The 19,857-nt window shown below is 58.7% G+C and carries 16 protein-coding genes and 1 riboswitch; of the genes, 13 read left to right on the top strand and 3 right to left on the bottom strand.

From position 1 onward, the window contains the following. Positions 1–67 precede the first annotated feature (67 nt). The 8 genes from QEN43_RS13195 to QEN43_RS13160 all read left to right on the top strand — a co-directional run bounded on the left by QEN43_RS13195 (position 68) and on the right by QEN43_RS13160 (position 12,043). Positions 68–403 (top strand): hypothetical protein, encoded by a 336-nt coding sequence (locus tag QEN43_RS13195; RefSeq protein ID WP_156912836.1) that lies wholly within the window; start codon positions 68–70, stop codon positions 401–403. A gap of 93 nt (positions 404–496) precedes the next feature. Further along, complete coding sequence (hemW, locus tag QEN43_RS13190) at positions 497–1,645, top strand: radical SAM family heme chaperone HemW (protein ID WP_026611079.1); 1,149 nt, start codon at positions 497–499, stop codon at positions 1,643–1,645. A gap of 19 nt (positions 1,646–1,664) precedes the next feature. Beyond that, positions 1,665–2,585: a DUF58 domain-containing protein gene (locus QEN43_RS13185; protein WP_036269679.1), complete on the top strand. Its 921-nt coding sequence runs from the start codon at positions 1,665–1,667 to the stop codon at positions 2,583–2,585. A 2-nt stretch (positions 2,586–2,587) separates the two neighbouring features. Then, positions 2,588–3,097 (top strand): DUF4381 domain-containing protein, encoded by a 510-nt coding sequence (locus QEN43_RS13180; protein WP_084162195.1) that lies wholly within the window; start codon positions 2,588–2,590, stop codon positions 3,095–3,097. Next, the gene (locus QEN43_RS13175) at positions 3,094–4,074 is read left to right on the top strand and encodes a vWA domain-containing protein (RefSeq protein WP_026611080.1); all 981 of its coding nucleotides are present in this window, start codon (positions 3,094–3,096) and stop codon (positions 4,072–4,074) included. The genes QEN43_RS13180 and QEN43_RS13175 overlap by 4 nt, the downstream gene beginning before the upstream one ends. A gap of 177 nt (positions 4,075–4,251) precedes the next feature. Next, positions 4,252–6,111, top strand: a complete 1,860-nt coding sequence (locus QEN43_RS13170; RefSeq protein ID WP_026611081.1) for a VWA domain-containing protein — start codon at positions 4,252–4,254, stop codon at positions 6,109–6,111. Then, complete coding sequence (locus QEN43_RS13165; protein ID WP_317963288.1) at positions 6,108–7,880, top strand: BatD family protein; 1,773 nt, start codon at positions 6,108–6,110, stop codon at positions 7,878–7,880. Before QEN43_RS13170 ends, QEN43_RS13165 begins: the two co-directional genes overlap by 4 nt. 29 nt (positions 7,881–7,909) lie before the next feature. Continuing rightward, positions 7,910–12,043: a chemotaxis protein CheB gene (locus QEN43_RS13160; protein WP_317963287.1), complete on the top strand. Its 4,134-nt coding sequence runs from the start codon at positions 7,910–7,912 to the stop codon at positions 12,041–12,043. A 179-nt stretch (positions 12,044–12,222) separates the two neighbouring features. On the opposite strand, the gene QEN43_RS13155 is transcribed toward QEN43_RS13160, so the two are convergent. Continuing rightward, positions 12,223–12,459, bottom strand: coding sequence for a hypothetical protein (locus QEN43_RS13155; protein WP_036269109.1), 237 nt, complete (start codon positions 12,457–12,459; stop codon positions 12,223–12,225). A gap of 443 nt (positions 12,460–12,902) precedes the next feature. On the opposite strand from QEN43_RS13155, the gene QEN43_RS13150 reads away from it, so the two are divergent. After that, positions 12,903–14,123, top strand: coding sequence for a PilT/PilU family type 4a pilus ATPase (locus QEN43_RS13150; RefSeq protein ID WP_036269683.1), 1,221 nt, complete (start codon positions 12,903–12,905; stop codon positions 14,121–14,123). A gap of 118 nt (positions 14,124–14,241) precedes the next feature. Here the strand turns inward: QEN43_RS13150 and QEN43_RS13145 are convergent, their stop codons facing one another. Next, positions 14,242–15,084: a 23S rRNA (adenine(2030)-N(6))-methyltransferase RlmJ gene (locus QEN43_RS13145; RefSeq protein WP_026611084.1), complete on the bottom strand. Its 843-nt coding sequence runs from the start codon at positions 15,082–15,084 to the stop codon at positions 14,242–14,244. Between the two features lie 41 nt (positions 15,085–15,125). Next, positions 15,126–15,674, bottom strand: a complete 549-nt coding sequence (ppa, locus tag QEN43_RS13140) for an inorganic diphosphatase (protein ID WP_026611085.1) — start codon at positions 15,672–15,674, stop codon at positions 15,126–15,128. A 175-nt stretch (positions 15,675–15,849) separates the two neighbouring features. Between ppa and QEN43_RS13135 the strand changes: the two genes are divergently transcribed. The 4 genes from QEN43_RS13135 to ahcY all read left to right on the top strand — a co-directional run bounded on the left by QEN43_RS13135 (position 15,850) and on the right by ahcY (position 19,768). Next, positions 15,850–16,335, top strand: coding sequence for a hypothetical protein (locus QEN43_RS13135; RefSeq protein WP_026611086.1), 486 nt, complete (start codon positions 15,850–15,852; stop codon positions 16,333–16,335). A 118-nt stretch (positions 16,336–16,453) separates the two neighbouring features. After that, on the top strand, positions 16,454–17,623 hold the full coding sequence (gene metK / locus QEN43_RS13130; protein ID WP_026611087.1) for a methionine adenosyltransferase: 1,170 nt from the start codon (positions 16,454–16,456) through the stop codon (positions 17,621–17,623). A gap of 34 nt (positions 17,624–17,657) precedes the next feature. Continuing rightward, positions 17,658–18,134, top strand: a complete 477-nt coding sequence (locus tag QEN43_RS13125; protein WP_235726648.1) for a Uma2 family endonuclease — start codon at positions 17,658–17,660, stop codon at positions 18,132–18,134. A gap of 58 nt (positions 18,135–18,192) precedes the next feature. Next, a riboswitch (S-adenosyl-L-homocysteine riboswitch) is annotated at positions 18,193–18,275 on the top strand. Positions 18,276–18,349: 74 nt separating this feature from the next. Continuing rightward, on the top strand, positions 18,350–19,768 hold the full coding sequence (gene ahcY, locus QEN43_RS13120) for an adenosylhomocysteinase (protein ID WP_026611089.1): 1,419 nt from the start codon (positions 18,350–18,352) through the stop codon (positions 19,766–19,768). Positions 19,769–19,857 lie beyond the last annotated feature (89 nt).

Below are 19,857 nucleotides of genomic sequence, written 5' to 3'. Positions count from 1 at the left end.
TTGTCCCTCAACTTTCCCCTACCTAAAATCGAATTTCGTTCAACGTCTGACTATCAAGGAGAAGATTATGCTGATGTTGTCCCTTGCAGTGTTTACTTTAGTGGCAGTCATGGGGGCGGGAATGGGAATCGACGCCTTCAAAGGGCGAGGCAGTCCTCGGCTCTACGCCCTAATACACGGCGGCTTAGCCTTGTTGGGCTCGATCCTCGTGATCCTGGTCGCGCTGAAAGGCGATACCCGTCTCTACGTCATCATCGGCCTAGCACTCATCATCATCGCCGCTGGGCTATACATCTCTTTCCAGCGCGCTAAGGGGATACAGCCCAGAGCCTTGATTCTATTGCACGGCGGAACCGCCGTCACTTGTTACGGTTTGCTCGCCTATTACGCACTGCGAGGCTGATTCAGAGTGGTCGGCGCCGCGGGAACGCCGGGGCGCCGACGCGGTCTCATATCCGGCAATTCTTCTGACGCCGGGATAAAATAGACGCCGACCATGCTATCGACGCCTCCGCTCAGCCTTTACATCCACGTGCCCTGGTGCGTGAGGAAATGTCCCTACTGCGACTTCAATTCGCACGCGGCAAACGGCGCATTACCCGAGCGGGAATACGTTGAAGCGCTGCTCATCGATCTCGAACAACAGGTTCCCTCCGTCGCGGGGCGCGCCGTCGAGACGATATTCATCGGCGGCGGCACGCCCAGCCTGTTCAGCCCGGCCGCCATCGCTGATCTCTTAACAGGCATCCAGTCGCGACTCGAAGTGGCGGATACTGCCGAAATTTCCATGGAAGCTAATCCGGGAACTGCAGAGCTCGAGAAATTCAAGGGTTTCCGCGAAGCGGGCGTAAACCGGCTGTCCATCGGCGTTCAGAGCTTCCATGATCCGCACCTAAAGAGACTGGGACGCATCCACCAAAGCCGCGAAGCGAGGCGCGCCGCCGAGGTCGCCCGCGAAGCCGGGTTCAATAACTTCAATCTGGATCTGATGTTCGGTCTGCCGGATCAGACGATAGACGAGGCGCTCGCCGACGTACGCACCGCGATACAGCTGAATCCGACCCATATCTCCTTCTATCAGCTCACCCTGGAACCCAACACGGTGTTCCACAAGTACCCGCCGCGCCTGCCGGAGGACGATCACATCTGGGCGATGCAGCAAAGCTGCCAGGCGCTTCTGGCTGATGCCGGTTATCGCCAATACGAAGTGTCCGCCTATGCCCGGGACGGGTACCGTTGCCGGCACAACATCAATTACTGGCGTTTCGGGGATTATTTGGGCATCGGCGCGGGGGCTCACGGAAAAATTACCAATACCGAACAGCAAACCATAACGCGGACCTGGAAAATCAAACATCCGCAGCATTACCTCGCCTTCGCCGGCCAACCGGAGCGCCAGGGCGGACAGGCGCCGGTCGCGCGGGAAGACCTGCCATTCGAGTTCCTGATGAATCATCTTCGTCTACGGGAAGGCTTCGCCGAGTCGGAGTTCGTCGAGACGACGGGGTTGGCTTTGTCCGCACTCGAACCGGCTCTATCCGACTGCGTAGCCGCCGAATGGCTCGAACGGCGCGGCGGCGTCATTCGTTGCACCGACACCGGCTGGAATTTCCTGGATAATGTGCTGCAGCGGTTTCTGAATTAAATCCTCCATCCTGATGTCCATGCCAACGTCTTCAGCCAGCTTGGTCCGGCCGACCCTTGAGGATCTGATCCGGCTCAGCGAGCCCGCCGCGAGTCTAACGCTGGCCCGGACGACCGTACGCGCCTTGCAGAGCGGGCAGTACCTTTCCGCGTTCAAAGGGCGCGGCATGGAATTCGACGAAACACGGCCCTACACCCACGGCGACGACGTGCGCAACCTGGACTGGCGGGTCACAGCCCGCACCGGCGAACCGCATACCAAACTATTTCGTGAGGAGCGTGAACGCCCCGTATTCCTGACTGTGGATTATCGGTCGGCGATGTTCTTCGCCACCCGGGGTATGTTCAAGTCGGCCATGGTCGCCCGTCTGGCCGCTCTCATCGCCTGGAGTGCCCGCCGCCATGGCGACAAGGTAGGCGGTCAGATTTTTTCCGAAGACGAAAGCGTCGAACTCAAACCGGAGCACGGTCACCGTGCGGTACTGAGATTGCTCAAAGCGCTGGTCGACCAGGCTGCGCCGCGAAATACGGGGGCCCCGGAGGCCGCCTTACAGGACGCACTGACGCGCCTGCCGCGACATGCCCGGCCCGGAAGCCTGGTGTTCGTGTTCAGCGATTTCCGGCATCTGACGAGCGCAGGTGAGGCCAGCTTGGGTCGTTTGTCCCGTCATTGCGATCTGGTGCTGGTCTTCGTCTTCGACCCCTTGGAGCAACAGCTGCCCACAGGGCTTCGCCGGTTCAGCGACGGACGCCGGGATATCGTGGTGAATGCCGACGCACACACCGCCGAGGCCCACGAGCGGTCGTTTCAGGCACGCGAGGAACGCCTGCGCGATCTGGCCCGCCGTTACGCTATACGCCTCGTCCCTTGCCGCACCACAGACGAACCTTTCCTGGTGCTGCAACAAAGTAGCCGCCGACCCCATTATTTCCGCGCCTGATCATGGACGCTTTGCCCCTACGCGATATTCATCTACCGGAGCCGATCAGTTGGTGGCCGCCCGCCATCGGCTGGTGGATCGTGGCGGCCATAGCCATTTTGTCGATCGCGACAGCCACATGGCTGATTCGCCGCTGGCGTCAGGCCACGGTGACGAAGCTCGCGCTGCGTGAACTGGATAGACTCGAAAAGGATTCGTCTCTAGGGATGACCGAGAAATTGAGACGGCTATCGGTGTTGCTGCGCCGGGTCGGCCTCAGTACCTTTCCTCGGGAAGATGTGGCGGGGCTTACCGGGGAGGCATGGCTCGAATGGCTCGACCGGCCGTTCGGAGTGCCCCGATTTTCCCGCGGCGTCGGCCGAGCGCTGCTGGACGCGCCTTACCGGCCGATAGGCGAAGCCGATTTCGATGGATTGATAGCGCTTTGCCGCGATTGGCTGAAAGCCTTGCCCAGAACCGTCGTGACGGCCCAGAAGAGCGCCGCTCCTCGGCAAACAGGCAGCCCCTCATGATCGAATTCGCCTGGCCCTGGGTCTTTCTGGCCTTACCCTTGCCTTGGCTGGTTCGCCGCTTCCTCCCTCCAGCGCACGAACCCACTGCCGCGGCCCTCAGGACGCCATTTCTCGACGAGATCGAGCGTCTTCCCTCGAGTCGAGGCGTCAAGCGGGCCAAGCCGCATTCGCTCTGGATCGCCCTCGTCGGTTGGATGTTGCTGACCGCCGCGGCGGCACGCCCGCAGTGGCTGGGCGAACCCATCGAACAGGCGGTCAGCGGCCGGGATCTGATGCTGGCCGTCGATCTTTCCGGCAGCATGGAAATCGAGGATTTCTTTCTCCATGGCCGAGCCGTAGATCGACTTACCGCTACTCAATGGGTAGCGGGCCAGTTCATCGAGCGGCGCGTAGGCGACCGCATAGGTCTGATCCTGTTCGGCGAGCAGGCTTATCTGCAAGCGCCGTTGACCTTCGACCGTACCACCGTCCGTATCCTACTGGACGAAGCCGTCATCGGGCTGGCCGGAGATAAAACCGCGATCGGCGATGCCATCGGCCTCGCGGCCAAGCGTCTCAGAGACAATCCCGTTGGTCAGCGGGTACTGATATTGCTTAGCGACGGCGCCAACACGGCAGGTGCGGTTTCGCCGTTGCAGGCGGCCGAGCTTGCCGCGCGCGAGAAGCTCAAGATCTATACCATAGGCGTTGGTGCCGACCAGATGATCGTCAACGATCTTTTCGGCAGGCGGCGCGTAAATCCGTCCCAGGATCTCGACGAGGAGACCATGAATGCGATCGCCGAAAAAACCGGCGGGCGCTATTTCCGGGCACGGGACACCAACGAGTTGGAACATATCTACGAACTCTTGGACGAGCTGGAACCGGTGGAGCGGACCAAGCAATTCTACCGGCCGCGCACCGAACTCTATCCGTGGCCCCTGGCCAGCGCACTGCTGGTGGCAAGTATTTTGGCCATGGTCAAACTGAGGGAATGACGGATCAGCCGCGATAGCCGTTTTTAAGTCCAGAGCAACCCGGCAGCCATAGGACGAATCCCAGGAAAGGGTGAATGGCGCCGACCGTACCCATTGGAAGCCAGAGATGATTAAAAAAACTTTAAGGACTTTGTCCGTCCTACGACCACTGAACCCAATGACTCACGACGATCGCCCATGACCGATTTTCACTTCCTACGCCCCTGGTGGCTGCTGGCGGTTGTTCCGCTCGCGGCTCTGCTTTGGGGGCTCTACCAGCGGCGCCGGAATGTCGGCGACTGGAAGGATGTCTGCGACGAAGCGCTGTTGCCCCATGTCGTCGTCGGCGGGCACGGCCGCGCCGGCCTCTGGCCATTGTTCATCGCCGCTTTGAGCGGCCTCATCGCCATCCTGGCGTTAGCGGGACCGGTTTGGGAAAGGCTACCCGCTCCGGCGTTCCGCAATATCGCCGCCGTAGTCATCGTCCTCGATCTTTCATCGGCCATGGATGCCGCCGATCTCAAACCGAGCCGCTTGGAACGCGCCCGCTATAAGATCGCCGACATCCTGAGAGCACGTAAGGACGGCCAAACCGCGCTTGTCGTCTATGCCGGCGACGCGTTCACCGTCACCCCGCTGACCGACGATGCGGCCACCATAGCCGCACAACTTTCCGCCCTTAGCACCGACTTGATGCCGATCCAGGGCGAACGCATCGACTTGGGCTTGACATCAGCCGTCCGACTCCTGAAACAGGCCGGCTTGAGGAACGGCGACATCCTGCTGATTTCTGCCGGCGGCGGCGTAGCCGCAGCCGAGGACGAAGCACGCCAGGCAAAAGCGGAAGGCTACCGAGTTTCCGTACTAGGCGCTGGTACCGAAGAAGGTGCGCCAGTGCCTTTGCCTAAGGGCGGGTTCTTGAAAGATGAAAGCGGAAGTATCGTCGTTCCTCGGCTCGATGCCAGCGGACTACGGAGACTGGCGGAAGCGGGCGGCGGCATCTACCGCGAGCTTACCGCCGACTCCGGTGATCTCGACGCGCTTCTTGGGTTTTTCGAACGACATGCCACTGCCGACACGCTGGGCGAGAAAACCCTGAACGTCGATCAATGGAAGGAGCAGGGAGTTTGGCTGCTCTTGGCGCTGCTGCCGCTCGCCGCCTTATCCTTCCGACGCGGATGGCTCGCCGCCTGGCTGTTGATGCTTACGATCCCGTTTCCGAACGATGCCCGAGCGCTGGACTGGCAGGACCTGTGGCAAACGCCCGACCAGCAGGCACAGCGAGCCTTCAAAAACGAGAATTACGACGAAGCCGCCAAAACGTTCAAAAACACCGAATGGAAAGCAGCCGCCCACTACAAGGCCGGACGCTACGAAGACGCCGCGAAAATCCTCGAGGGAACGAACTCGGTAATCGGCCATTACAACCGTGGCAACGCCTTGGCCCGGCAGGGACGTTACCAGGAAGCTATCCAAGCTTACCAGAAAGCTCTGGAGCTTGATCCCGAGCACGCCGACGCCCGCTATAACAAAGAGCTCATCGAAAAAGCATTAGAGCAACAGAAACAGCAGCGGGAAGAACAGCAACAAAGCGGCAAGGACTCCGAATCGCAGTCCGAATCCTCGCAATCACAACAGGCTTCGTCGGACGGCGAAGATGGCCAGGACCACGAGCGCGAATCGCGCGATCAAGCAGGCGGGAATGACAACTCCCGGCAGCAGAACACCGGTTCCGAGAGCGAAGCCGATGCGTCCGATCGCTCGGACACCGAGTCCAGCACGGAAAGCGAGGCGCATGGCCGACCCGAAACGAATGACGAAAAAGCGTCCGGCCAAGATTCTGACCGGGTGGCACCGGATCACGCTGAGGACCGTCAGCCCCCAGGCAGCGAAGAGAAGGAAATCGCAGCGGACACGCGAACGACCGACGAAACCCGGCAGGCCGAAGAACAATGGCTACGGCGCATTCCCGACGACCCGGGCGGACTCTTGAAACGCAAGTTCTATTACCAATACCTTCAACGGCAACGGACTCAAGGCGCGGAACCGAGACCATGAGCGCATTCGTTTATTTGCATCCTCGTTTTTTCCGGCTTTATCGCTACGTTTGGACCCCGTCTACGCTGATCGGATGCCTCCGGCTGTTGCCCCTGCTCTTTCTGTTCCATGCGGGCGCGGTCTCGGCCGCGGCGATCAGCGTGACCGTCGATCGCGAATCGGTACCGATCAACGAGTCTTTTACGTTGATCTTCTCGGCGGAAGAGACGCCGGACGCCGATCCAGACTTTACGCCGCTGGAAAAGGACTTTCATATCCTTGGCCAATCGCAAAGCAGTCAGATCTCCCTCATCAACGGCCGCTTCAGCCGGCGGACGGAATGGCACGTCTCGGTCATGGCTCGACAGGAAGGCACGCTGACCGTCCCGTCCATCGCGTTTGGGTCCGACCGGTCCAAGCCACTGACTATCCACGTCAGTGGATCGCCGACTCCTGGCGTAGGCGCCAGCGGTGAAGATCTTTTTCTCGAAGTCGAGGCCGAGCCGAAGAATCCCTATGTTCAGGCCCAGGTGATCTATACCGTTCGCGTGCTGAGTCGCGTCCACTTCGGCGGCGCCAATCTCAGCGAACCTTCCAGCGACGACGCCTTGATCCAAAAGCTCGGCGACGATCGACGTTACACCACCTATCGCAACGGCCTCCAGTACACGGCGATAGAACGGAAGTACGCAGTTTTCCCACAGAAAAGCGGAACGCTCCTTTTGGAACCCTTGACGCTCGAAGCACGGCGCACGTCGGCCGGACAATCCCTTTTCAATCAATTTTTCAACCATTCTGCTCGGATTCTGCGCGCGCATTCGGATTCAATCACATTGGACGTCCGGCCGATTCCAACAGCCTTTTCCGGCGAGCACTGGCTGCCGGCGGAACATCTAGAAATCGAGGATTCCTGGTCGCAGGACGATCTCAAAACCACCGCCGGCGAACCGATCACGCGAACCATCACCGTGCGAGCCGACGGCACGACGGTAGGACTCTTGCCCGAGCTGGCACCGAAAGCAGCCGGGCAATCTCCGTCGGATATCAAACGCTATCCCGATCAACCGCTGCTGAACGAGCAAAAGCTGGCGAGCGGCCTTGCCAGCGTCCGCCAGGAAAAGATCGCGCTTATCCCTGCACGTTCCGGAACCTACCGGCTTCCGCCGATCGAAATCCCGTGGTGGAACACAAAAACCGATCGCATGGAGATCGCCCGGCTTCCCGAGCGCATCTTGACCGCGCTGCCGGGAGCGCAGACGGAGGAAACGGCCCCTTCCGCCGTCGCGGCGGCCAGCCCCGAACCGTCGTCGGCCGCGGCGCAAACGCCGATCGAGGCGCCGCGAGCTGGGGGCGGGGCGTGGTTTTGGCTAGCCTTGCTGTTCGGGCTAGGCTGGCTCGGGACCGCGGCGGCTTGGTGGCTCAGCCGTAAACCCCGAAAACCGGAGGTTCTGCGGCCGGCGGACGATCCTCGATCCGAGCGCTCCGCGGTAAATGCCTTGCGCATGGCCTGCCAGAAGAACGACCCCGCTGCGGCGCGCCAAGCGCTCCTGGATTGGGCTAGACTGCGCTGGCCTTCGGCTCGGCCGATCGGCCTGGACGAGCTGAAGAGCCGTTGCAGAGGCGAATTGGGGCGCGAAATCGAGCGGCTCAACCGGGCACTTTATCGGCACCCGGAGTCGGGTTGGCAAGGGCAGATGCTCTGGTCGGCTTTTCGGTCTGACCCGATTATCCTGTCCAGCAGGGACAAACCGGCCATAGCCGCGAACTTGGAGCCCCTGTACAAGCTTTAAGCATCATTGCAAAGAACACGACCCGGCGGATGGGCGCAAAGAACGACACGACAAAACCGGACGACGGCGGCCCGAGACCGTCGAAAGCGATTCCCGCCATGGTGGGCATAGGCGCGTCGGCCGGAGGTCTGAACTCGCTGCTCGATCTTTTTCAAGACATCGAACCCGGCATCGGCTTCGCTTTCCTGATCGCCCAGCACTTGTCGCCGGATCACGACAGCAAGCTGACGGAAATCCTCGCCAGAAATGTGAGACTGCCGATCACGGAGGCGCGCGAGGGAATGGCGATAGAGGCGGACCACATTTATGTCATTCCGCCGGATGCGGATATCAGCGTGTCCGTCGGACGCCTGAGACTCGAGTGCCGCCGGGGGCATTCGCCGGCCCATCTGCCGGCCGATCATCTGTTCCGTTCTCTGGCTCGCGAGTTGGGGAAAAAAGCCATAGGCATCGTGCTGTCCGGAACCGGAACCGACGGAGCGAAAGGGCTCAAGGCGATCAAGATCTGCGGCGGTCTCACGTTCGCGGAGGACCCATCCTCGGCCAGATTTGACGGAATGCCGCGCAGCGCCATCAGCATGGGATGTGTCGACTATGTATTACCGCCCAAAGAGATCGCACGGGAGCTCGCAAATCTGGCTCAGCGGGTGGTGACCGCTGCCGGCGACCTGGAAACCCTAGCGATCCGGGAACAGGATCTCAAGCAGATATTCCGAGTCGTCCTCGACACTTGCGGGCTCGATTTCAGCCAGTACAAACGCAAGACCATATTACGGCGGCTCATACGGCGAATGGCGCTCAACAGAATTCAAAGCCTTTCCGACTATCTTTCCCTGCTGCAGACCCAGCCCGCCGAAGCCGAGGCGCTGTGCCAGGATTTCTTGGTCCGGGTCACCGCGTTCTTTCGAGACCCCGAGACATTTCGCGGATTGACGAGAGAAGTTTTTCCCCGCCTGCTCCAGGGCCGGTCTCCGGCCGATTCGATCCGCGTTTGGGTGCCCGGCTGCGCGACCGGCGAAGAGGCTTATTCCATCGCCATGGCGCTTCTCGAATTCCTGGACGAACAAAAGCTCCGCATTCCGATCCAGGTTTTCGGCAGCGACATCAATCCGCAGGCCATCAGCATTGCGCGAGCGGGCCGCTATCCCGAAAACGTCAGGTTCCATGTCTCCGAAAAACGGCTCAGACGTTTTTTCATTCGAACCGACGGTCATTACCAGGTCATTCCGGCAATCCGGGAAGCGTGCGTCTTCGCCGAACACAACGTGGCGATAGACCCTCCATTTTCCAAACTCGATCTGATCAGCTGTTGCAATCTCCTGATTTACCTGGATCCGGAATTGCAGAGACAAGTCATGTCAACCTTTCATTACGCGCTCAATCCGGGTAAATTTCTCGCGCTAGGTCCTTCCGAAAACATCGGTCCACAAGGTTCGCATCTTTTCGAACCTTTAAATAAAAATTGGAGCATTTACGTGAGGAAGAACGTTCCCGGACGAATGTTGCTGGACTTCGGCGGGAAAGAACAAAGGATCCTGCAGCCCGAAAAGACCCTGACGGATAACGCCGCGCCACTCCAGAACCACGGATTGGTCCAGCGGCAGGCCGACAACATCTTGCTGGCGCGCTACGCGCCGGCCGGAGTGCTGGTCGATGCCGATCTGAACGTCCTCCAATTTCGGGGACATACCGGTTTTTTTCTCGAGCATCAGCAAGGATCGGCGAGCTTGAATCTCAAAAGCCTGACCCAAACGTATCTCTTCATCGAACTGTCGGAGGCGGTGCACGAGACGCGTTCGACCGGACAGCCCGCCAAACGGGAAAATATCCGCATCAGCAGCGAAGGGAAAGAACGATATGTTCGATTCGAGGTATTGCCGCTCAACGACGCCGAAGGCGCCGCACAATTCTTTCTGATTCTCTTCGAAAACGCGTCGAACAAACCGGTCAATGCCCCGACCGTGTGGCTACAGCGAATTTCATCGGTTCTGACGCGACCAGTCGGCCTCCTTTTCAGGCTCTCGTACACCGGCGAACAATTCCAGTTTTCGGAGCTGAGGCGAGAACTTGACGCCACGCAGCGCCATTTACAGTCCGTCATCGAAGCCCACAAAGCCTGCCAGGAGAAACTGAGGTCGCTGGAAGAGGAACTCTTGTCGGCCCACCAGGAATTCCAAAGTACGAATGAAGAGCTCGAAACCGCCAAGGAGGAACTGCAGTCCGCCAACGAGGAGCTTGCCACGGCGAATGAAGAGCTGAGGGTGCGCAATCACGAGCTGAGCCAGGTCAATCTGACCTTGAAGAACGCGCAGGACTTCAACGAGGCGATCCTGGAAACCATGCGCGACGCTTTGGTGGTTCTCGATCGGGATCTCCGGATAAAGCGCGCCAATCGGGCCTATTTCGAAATGTTCCGGACCACGCCAGAGGCCATCCGGAACACTTGTCTCTACGATACCGGCAGCGGCCTCTGGGACAGGCGGGAGATCAAGGAGTCGCTCCAGATCGTGGCGAAAGGCGGAAGAACCTTGGAAGACTATGAGGTCATCCAGACCCATCCCGAAGTCGGCGAACGCATCCTGAACCTGAGCGCCTATAAACTGCTCGGAGAGGATCATCTGAACGATCTGATCCTCCTGACCATTCAGGACGTCACCGAACGTCGCGGCATCGAGGCAGCCCTGAGACAGCGTAGCGATATCCTCGATCAGGCGCACGAGGCCATCCTGATGTGGGAACTCGGCGGCACGATCCAGTATTGGAACCGGGGCGCAGAGGAGCTTTATGGCTATAAGCGCTCCGAGGCGGTGGGACAAACCAGCCACGATTTGCTGAAAATCGAGCGCGGCATCAGTACCGAGGAGTTCGAGCGCATCCTCGCCCGCGACCGGCAATGGGTCGGCGAAGTGATCCATACCACCCGCACCGGAAAACGCATCATCGTCGACAGCCGCAATACCGTGGTCCTCCAGCGCAACAAACCGCCGCTCGTGCTCGAAACCAATCGCGACGTCACCGAGCGCAAGGAAATCGAGGAGTCCCTGCGCGAAGCCCACAGGCAAAAAGACGAGTTCCTGGCCATGCTCGCGCACGAATTGCGTAATCCTCTCGCGCCGGTCCGCAACGGGCTGCATATCATTCAAACCACCAATCCGGACAAAGTCCCCATCAAGCAGATCCACGCCATGATGGATCGGCAGCTCAACAAGCTCACCCGCATCGTGGACGACTTGCTCGACGTGGCGCGCATCACCCGTGGCCAGATCGAGCTGCGCGAAGAAGTGATCGACCTCGTGCCGCTGATCGTCCACGTTCTGGAAATCGTCCGATATCAGCTCGACTCGCGCCGCCACAAGCTGGCCCTGGACCTGCCGGGTTGTCCGGTATTCGTCAGAGTGGACCCCACCCGCATGGAACAGGTCGTCGAGAACCTGCTCGCCAACGCGGCAAAGTACACGCCTCCCGCCGGTAACATCGAGGTCGCTCTCCACATCGAAAATAATCAGGCCGTACTGCACGTCCGCGACGACGGCCGAGGCATAGCCCCCGACGTTCTGCCGCACATCTTCGATCTATTCGTGCAAGCGGATCGAGGGCTAGATCGGATGGAAGGCGGACTCGGAATCGGGCTTACGCTGGTGCGCCGGCTGGTGGAACTACACCGCGGCCGGGTCGAAGCCAGGAGCGAAGGACTCGGCCTCGGCAGTGAATTCCTGGTCTATCTGCCGTTATGGCAGGGAACCACCGATAACCCGGAGGACATGACGGCCTTGCAATCCGAACTGGTCTTAGTGCCGCGCCGGGTCCTGATCGTCGACGACAATCACGATGCCGCCGAGAGCACCGCGCTCATCGTCGGCGCCGCCGGACACACGGTCGAGGTCGCTTACGACGGCCCTATGGCGCTGAGTATCGCAGCAAGCTTCAAGCCCGAAGTGGCCTTACTGGATATCGGATTACCCGGCATGGACGGCTACGAACTCGCCAAACGCTTGCGGCAACTGCCGGGCATGGAAAAGGCGCTGCTGGTGGCAATCAGCGGCTACGGCACGGAAAACGACCGCCGCGCCTCGGAGTCGGCTGGACTGGACTGCCACTTGATCAAACCCGTTGATCCCGACGTTTTGACCCGCTTATTGGCAACCGCGGCGGAAATCCCCTAGAGCGTGTTCGGTCCGCTTTTACAGCCCAGCGGCTCAGGCATTCGCTTTCCGCGCTTGTATAGGCGAAAGAATTCGGCGCTACCTGCGATATGCAAGTGCTGTAGGCCGAAAAAACCCGCCCTTTGGGTTCCGCCCAAGATTCGAATTACGGCTGCCGATCGGAAAGAAAAACCGGTCTTTCAACCCAAACGCTCGACCAAACGCCAATAGGAACGCATCCGGTGATAAGTGCAACGGTCGTCCGGAGCGGCTTTGAACTCGGGATGGGCGAGTAGCGTATCCAAGCAGGCGGCGATATGCCCTGCGATGCTCGGTGACGGGTTTCTCGCATACCGCATCAACAGAAAACGCAAAGTCTCTTCCAACGCATCCGGTGAGGGCGCCGAATCGGCGGGGGCGCGGAACTGGTCGGTCATGCAATTCTCCTCGGTGTTTAACGGTCGACCGATCGGCTTCGCGTCACCCGTGGGCAAGACGCGCCTGAGCAAATCTTTCGAAGACGGGTGCGGATGACGAGCACCCTAGGCTCGCGAATTGCCGCTGTCTGATCGTTCGGCCAGCTTCCCGACGGACATGCGCTGTCGTACGCGGTCTGCGGACTGGTCGGAAAAAAATGGACGGTCACAGGCATTCACGGCACGGCTCCAGCGATGACGAACACAACGTAAATGATAATGCTTCTCATTTGAATGTCAAATCCTGTGCGAGCGTTCCGAATCGAATACGAGCATGGCGCTTGCACTTCTGCGGCTCGGCTCACAGCCTGGCCGAATTCCGTATCTATACTTGGATGACGATCGGCGGCCCGACTGTCGTGCGGCCGCCAAAAGTCCATCGTCTCAGCCGAGGAAGAATCGCCATGAAATTCAAGAACTACCTCAAACTCCTGGTCTACAAGGATGGTTCCGATCTTTATCTCACCGCTGGCGCCCCGCCCGCCGCCAAGTTTCAGGGGAAGCTGATGCCGATCGATAAAGTCGCGTTAACGGACGAGATGATCAAAGAGATCGCCTATTCGATTATGGACGAGAGCCAGCGCCAGGATTTTGAACGGCGCCCAGAGATGAACCTCGCCATCAGCGAGGAAGGAATTGGCCGTTTTCGCGTGAACATCTTTAAGCAGCGCAACATGCATGCAATGGTCGTGCGGAATATCAAGGTCAACATTCCTAAGGTAGAGGATCTGGGTCTGCCGGACGTCCTCAAAAAGGTCATCATGGAAAACCGGGGGCTGATTCTGTTCGTAGGCGCCACCGGCTCCGGCAAATCCACCTCACTGGCGGCGCTGATCGACTACCGCAACAGCCATTCCGCCGGACATATCATCACCATCGAAGACCCGATCGAGTTCATTCACCCGCACAAAAGATGCCTAGTTAATCAGCGGGAGGTAGGCGTCGATACCCAGAGTTACGAGGATGCTCTTAAGAACACGCTTCGGCAGGCACCGGATGTCATCCTGATCGGCGAGATCCGTTCACAGGACACGATGGAATACGCCATCAATTTCGCAGAGACAGGCCACTTGTGCCTATCGACCCTACACGCCAACAACGCGAATCAGGCGCTCGACCGAATCATTAACTTCTTCCCCGAAGAACGGCGAAACCAGCTATTAATGGACTTGTCCCTAAACTTGCGGGCTTTCGTCTCCCAACGCCTGGTGCCCACGGTCGACGGCAAACGCACGGCCGCCATCGAGATTCTGCTCGGAACACCCCTAGTCTGCGATCTAATCCGCAAGGGCGAAGTCCACGCAATCAAGGAAGTCATGGAGAAGTCCGAAGGCTTAGGAATGCAGACTTTCGATAGCCATTTGGTGAAGCTCTATCAGGCCGGCCGGATCACCGCTGAAGAAGCCATCCGCAACGCGGATTCGGCCAACAACGTCCGATTGAAAATCAGCCTGAACCAGCCGCTTGCTTCCAAAAAAGCATCCGCGAAGAGTACGGTGCTTCTTCAAGATCAGACCAACGAAAAAACCGAGAGCCCCCAAACCGCCGAGTCGCCGTTGGACACGATGGATCTGAGCCTGGAGCCCGTCGCCGACGAAAGCGAAGTAGCCGGGGAGGGTCATTGAACTGGTTTCAGCTGCGAAGAGGGAACAGCTTCCACGCCGGGTCGAATTCCACCACGCGTCGCCTCGCTGCCGCCGACCGTAGCGCGGAGATGCGTGGCGTTCGTTTCCGTGCGACGAATCACTCGCCAACCAACCACTCCACCCGCCACTTTCCTTGGCCATCCACCGCCAGCTTTTTCCACAGCCAAGGCAATAGGGTTCGCAGGTTCTCTTCCAGTTTCCAGGGAGGGTTGATGATGACCATGCCGCTGCCGTTGAGACGGGGGGTTTCGTCGGAATCGAATACCGAGAATTCCGCGAGCAAGATCTTGCGGATGCCGGTGCGCTGTAGCCGGCGCAGAAAATCATCGGCTGTGGCCCGGTCCTGGATAGGGTACCAGACCGCGAAGATGCCGGTTGCCCAACGCCTGTAGCCTTCTTTCAAGGCATCCAACAAACGGCGCCGCTCGTCCCGGAGTTCAAAAGCGGGGTCGATCAGCACGAGACCTCGCCGCTCGGGCGGCGGCAGGAGCGCTTTCAGCGCCTGGTAGCCGTCGAGATGATGGATCTTGACTTGCTTGTCGCCGGCGAACTCCTCACTGAGCACCTTAACTTCGTTGGGATGAAGCTCGCAAAGCAACATGCGGTCCGCCGAGCGAAGATAGTGCCGGACGACGCGCGGCGAGCCGGGGTAAAAACGCAGTTTGCCGTCCGGATTCAAAAGACGCACGGTTTCGAGATAATCCTGAACGGCCTCGGGTGCGTCTTCAACCTCCCATAGTAGACCAATGCCGGTTTTATACTCGCGATTCTTGCGTGCCATGGCCGAGCCGAGATCGTAGCGCCCGGCCCCGGCATGCGTGTCCAGATAGAAAAACGGCTTTTCCTTACGCAGCAGCGAACAGACCAGCAGGGTCAAAACGAGATGTTTGAATACATCGGCATGATTGCCGGCGTGAAAACCGTGGCGGTAGCTAAGCATGGAGAATAGCGTTGGCAGGCGATCCTGCGGCCGAAGTCCAATTAGAAATTCGGTTTTTGCTTCGCCGAGTTGTAACGTTCGATGCTGTTGGTGATTTCCTGCTTCGCTTCCTCACTATCGCACCAACCATCGATCCTGACCCATTTACCGGGTTCGAGATCCTTGTAATGCTCGAAGAAATGTGCAATCTGGGCGAGCTGACTATCCGGAATGTCTCGAAAGGAATTGACCTTGCTGTATAGCGGGGTCAATTTGTCGTGAGGCACGGCGATGATCTTGCAATCGCCGCCCGCTTCATCGGTCATTCGGAGTAGCCCGATCGGCCTGCACCGGACCACCGCTCCACTCAACAGCTTCCAGGGAGCGATCACCAGTACGTCCGCTGGATCGCCGTCCTCGGATAAAGTGTGCGGGATATAACCGTAGTTGCACGGATACTGCATCGCAGTGCCCATGAAACGATCGACGAACAGTGCTCCGGTTTCCTTGTCGACTTCATACTTGACGGGATCGCTATAGGCTGGAATCTCGATGATCACGTTGATGTCGTTCGGAACATTCCTACCGGAACTGACTTTCATCAAAGGCATGGGGCCAGACACTCCTTTAGCTGAGGTAAAACTGCGGGATTATAGCAATGTTCATGTATTCGCCGGTTCGTAAAGAAACCGAAGCAGAATATGATGCGACACACAAAGCAAAATCAGTCATCAAACAAGCTATTTCTCGGACACGATCAAATCTCAAATCGTCGGATACGGAACCGTGAACCCTTTGTTGTTCAAAGCTCACCCTCTGCTGTACCGCTCGGTAGATCTTTTGATCCGCCCATCCGCCTATACGGTCGATGATTTCTCGAGGTTGATCCTGATTTATCTCGTCATCGCTCTGTTGTGGACGGCGGCGTTGCGGTTTGCGCTGCGGCGCATGCTCGGCATCTCATTGACACCCCTTCGCACCTATGGCCTAGCTTTGCCAGCCGCCGTAGCTTATGCGCCGTTGATGCTCACAGTATCGAGCGATGTCCTGGCGCATGCGTTTCGTTTGGAAGAACGCTATATCCTGCTTTTCACGATCGCCGTGGCGGTGCAGATGCTCGCGGCGCTTTATGGGGTCTGCTTCCGTTTCAACCAAACCGGACGACCGATCGGCATCCGCGGCGGGCTCGCCGTCTCTTTGTTTCTTTTCGTGGCGTCCATTCCGTTCAGTTTCTTATTGCTCGGCGTAAACGCCGTCCTTCATGTGATTTGAGGCGTCGTTGAACCCCCCATTGACTTTTGCCGCAAACGCTTGGTGCGACTATCCCGTTACCCTATAATGACGGACCTTTAGGGCGCGCTCGTAATCACTGTTTTAAGGAAGGTCACCTGTGAGCAACAACTTTATCTTTACTTCCGAATCTGTTTCCGAAGGTCATCCCGACAAGATCGCCGATCAGATTTCCGATGCGGTTCTGGACGAAATGTTAAGGCAAGACCCCAAAGCCAGGGTGGCGGTGGAGACCATGGTCAAGACGGGAATGGTGGTCTTGGCGGGCGAAGTGACCACATCGGCCTGGGTAGATACCGAGGCGCTGGTGCGTCAGGTCGTGCGTGAGATCGGCTATGACGATCCCTCGATCGGATTCGATTGGGAAAGTTGCGCCGTGCTCACGGCCATCGGCAAACAATCGCCCGACATCGCCATGGGCGTCGACGAAACCGAGGAACACGAACAGGGCGCCGGCGATCAGGGCCTGATGTTCGGTTATGCATCCAATGAAACCGATGTATTGATGCCGGCCCCCATTACTTACGCTCACCGACTGGTACAGCGCCAGGCGGAAGTAAGAAAGAAGAAATTTCTGCCCTGGCTACGTCCCGACGCCAAGAGCCAGGTGACCTTCCGCTACGAGGACAACAAACCGGTCGCCATCGACGCGGTGGTTTTGTCCACCCAACACTCGCCGGAGATCGATCAGAAAAACCTGCGCGAGGCGGTGATGGACGAAATCATCCTGCACGTGCTTCCGAAAGAATGGCTGCACAAAGACACGAAATATTTCATCAACCCCACCGGCAAGTTCGTCATCGGCGGTCCAGTCGGCGACTGCGGCTTGACCGGCCGCAAGATCATCGTCGATTCCTACGGCGGCATGGCGCGACACGGCGGCGGCGCATTCAGCGGCAAAGACCCGTCTAAGGTGGACCGCTCGGCAGCGTACATGGGCCGCTACGTGGCGAAGAACATCGTGGCCGCCGGTTTGGCTGAGCGCTGCGAGATTCAGGTGTCCTACGCCATCGGTGTGGCCGAGCCAACGTCCATCAGCGTCAATACGTTCGGCACGGGCGTCATCGCCGAGGAACGTCTGGTGCAGCTGGTGCGCGAGTATTTCGATCTACGGCCGAAAGGACTGATCCGTATGCTGGATCTTCTGCGGCCGATTTATCGCCCCACGGCTGCTTACGGTCATTTCGGCCGTACCGAAGACACTTTCACCTGGGAGAAGACCGACAAGGCCGCTGCGCTGCGCGAAGCGGCTGGTTTGCCTCCGCTGTAAGGACTTGTAGCCCGATCGCGGGGCGAGAGGACGGATGATGAAATGGGCCGAGGTTATCGCCGACAAGAGCTTGCAAGACCTGCCGTATAAGATCGAGCTGGACCGCTATGGCAATATTCTGATGAGTCCTGCCAGTAATCGGCATGGTCGCTTACAAGTTAGGATCGCTTCCTTGCTGGAGCGCCTACTGGGTGGCGAGGCTATTTCTGAGTGTTCTATCGACACTCCGGAAGGCGTAAAGGTCGCGGATGTAGCTTGGTGCTCGCCGGAGTTCCTAGCCCGCCATGGTTACGAGACGCCTTACTCCTCTGCACCTGAAATTTGCGTGGAGATCCGCTCTCCATCGAATTCCGAGGAGGAAATTCGCTTCAAAGTAGGCTTGTATCTCGAACAAGGCGCGAAGGAAGTCTGGATCGTTCTCGAGACCGGGAGCGTACGTTTTTTCGGTCCGGAAGGGGAGCGATCCGAGTCGAGCTTTCCGATAGACCCTCGTCCCGAATTGAGTCACTGAAGGCAGGAGCGTAAGGCACGATTGTTTTCTACGCGCAACCGCGCGTTAACCCATGCGTCTCATCGAGGAGCGTTGCGACGGGGTATCGATGCCCCGCCAGGCTCGGTGAGGTGTTTTCAACCATAACGGCGCTCGATTCACCCACTTTCCGGCCGCGGTGTATCGAGACAAGTACTCGCGGCGGAAAGTGAATTGCAACGAAAGGAGCATGAAACATGAACGCTGTCCCGAGTACTAATCGATCCCCCGACTACCGCGTCGCCGATATTTCCCTGGCCGACTGGGGCCGCAAGGAAATCGCAATCGCCGAAACCGAAATGCCGGGCCTGATGGCTGTGCGCGAGGAATATCTCGCACAGCAACCGCTCAAAGGCGCTCGAATCGCCGGCAGTCTGCACATGACCATTCAGACGGCCGTATTGATCGAGACCTTGGTAGCTCTGGGCGCGGAAGTGCGCTGGGCGTCTTGCAACATTTTTTCCACTCAGGATCACGCCGCTGCGGCGATTGCCGCCGCCGGCATTCCAGTTTTCGCCTACAAGGGCGAATCCCTGGAAGAGTACTGGGAATTCACCCACCGGATCTTCGAGTGGCATGACGGCGGTACGCCGAACATGATTCTCGACGACGGCGGCGACGCGACGCTGCTGATTACTCTGGGTTCGCGCGCTGAAAAGGACCCTTCGATCCTGGACAAACCCACCTGTCGAGAGGAGGATGTACTGTTCGCCGCCATCAAGCAGCGCCTGGCGTCCCAGCCGGGCTGGTATTCCAAAGTGCAGGCCAATATTAAGGGAGTCACTGAGGAAACCACCACCGGCGTACACCGTCTGTACCAGATGGAACAGGAAGGCCGTTTGCCGTTCCCGGCGATCAACGTCAACGACTCGGTAACCAAGTCAAAGTTCGACAATCTGTACGGCTGCCGCGAATCCTTGGTGGACGGCATCAAGCGCGCCACCGACGTGATGATCGCCGGCAAGATCTGTGTCGTGCTCGGCTATGGCGACGTAGGCAAAGGCTGCGCACAAGCGTTCCGGGGACTTGGCGCGACCGTTTGGGTCACGGAAATCGATCCAATCTGCGCTTTGCAGGCAGCAATGGAAGGCTACCGCGTGGTCACGATGGACGAGGCCTGCGACAAGGGGGACATCTTCGTCACCGCAACCGGCAATATTCGCGTCATCACCCATGACCACATGGCGAAGATGAAGAACAACGCCATCGTCTGCAACATCGGCCATTTCGACTCGGAAATCGAAGTCGAGAGTCTCAGGCAGTACACCTGGGAAAACATCAAGCCACAGGTCGACCATGTCGTCTTCCCTGACGGCAAACGCATCATCCTGCTGGCCGAAGGGCGTCTGGTGAACCTCGGCTGCGCCACCGGCCATCCGAGTTTCGTCATGTCGAACTCGTTCACCAACCAGACCCTGGCTCAAATCGAGCTGTTCTGCCACGGAGACAAGTACCAGAACAAGGTCTACGTGCTCCCCAAACATCTGGACGAGCACGTGGCGCGGCTGCATCTCAAGAAGATCGGCGCTCAGCTCACCAAGCTGACGCCCGAGCAGGCCGCGTACATCGGTGTACCGGTGGAAGGACCGTACAAGCCGGACCACTACCGGTATTGATTCCGCGAGGCTACGCGTAGGGTAGTATTAACTAACCTGCGTTCGGTGTTCGGACCCTACGAAGAAATCCTGCCTTGTGCAGGATTTCT

The sequence above is a fragment of the Methylocaldum szegediense genome (assembly GCF_949769195.1).
Lineage (GTDB): Bacteria > Pseudomonadota > Gammaproteobacteria > Methylococcales > Methylococcaceae > Methylocaldum > Methylocaldum szegediense.
This window is presented reverse-complemented; position numbering and strand designations above follow the sequence as displayed.

Excerpts from the sequence above, each read along its gene's own strand:
- QEN43_RS13170 (WP_026611081.1), top strand. The coding sequence starts at position 4,252 with ATGACCGATTTTCACTTCCTACGCCCCTGGTGGCTGCTGGCGGTTGTT.
- QEN43_RS13145 (WP_026611084.1), bottom strand. The coding sequence starts at position 15,084 with ATGCTTAGCTACCGCCACGGTTTTCACGCCGGCAATCATGCCGATGTA.
- QEN43_RS13195 (WP_156912836.1), top strand. The coding sequence starts at position 68 with ATGCTGATGTTGTCCCTTGCAGTGTTTACTTTAGTGGCAGTCATGGGG.
- QEN43_RS13185 (WP_036269679.1), top strand. The coding sequence starts at position 1,665 with ATGCCAACGTCTTCAGCCAGCTTGGTCCGGCCGACCCTTGAGGATCTG.
- QEN43_RS13175 (WP_026611080.1), top strand. The coding sequence starts at position 3,094 with ATGATCGAATTCGCCTGGCCCTGGGTCTTTCTGGCCTTACCCTTGCCT.
- hemW (WP_026611079.1), top strand. The coding sequence starts at position 497 with ATGCTATCGACGCCTCCGCTCAGCCTTTACATCCACGTGCCCTGGTGC.
- QEN43_RS13125 (WP_235726648.1), top strand. The coding sequence starts at position 17,658 with ATGATGAAATGGGCCGAGGTTATCGCCGACAAGAGCTTGCAAGACCTG.
- QEN43_RS13180 (WP_084162195.1), top strand. The coding sequence starts at position 2,588 with ATGGACGCTTTGCCCCTACGCGATATTCATCTACCGGAGCCGATCAGT.
- QEN43_RS13165 (WP_317963288.1), top strand. The coding sequence starts at position 6,108 with ATGAGCGCATTCGTTTATTTGCATCCTCGTTTTTTCCGGCTTTATCGC.
- ppa (WP_026611085.1), bottom strand. The coding sequence starts at position 15,674 with ATGCCTTTGATGAAAGTCAGTTCCGGTAGGAATGTTCCGAACGACATC.
- ahcY (WP_026611089.1), top strand. The coding sequence starts at position 18,350 with ATGAACGCTGTCCCGAGTACTAATCGATCCCCCGACTACCGCGTCGCC.
- QEN43_RS13150 (WP_036269683.1), top strand. The coding sequence starts at position 12,903 with ATGAAATTCAAGAACTACCTCAAACTCCTGGTCTACAAGGATGGTTCC.
- QEN43_RS13155 (WP_036269109.1), bottom strand. The coding sequence starts at position 12,459 with ATGACCGACCAGTTCCGCGCCCCCGCCGATTCGGCGCCCTCACCGGAT.
- QEN43_RS13160 (WP_317963287.1), top strand. The coding sequence starts at position 7,910 with ATGGGCGCAAAGAACGACACGACAAAACCGGACGACGGCGGCCCGAGA.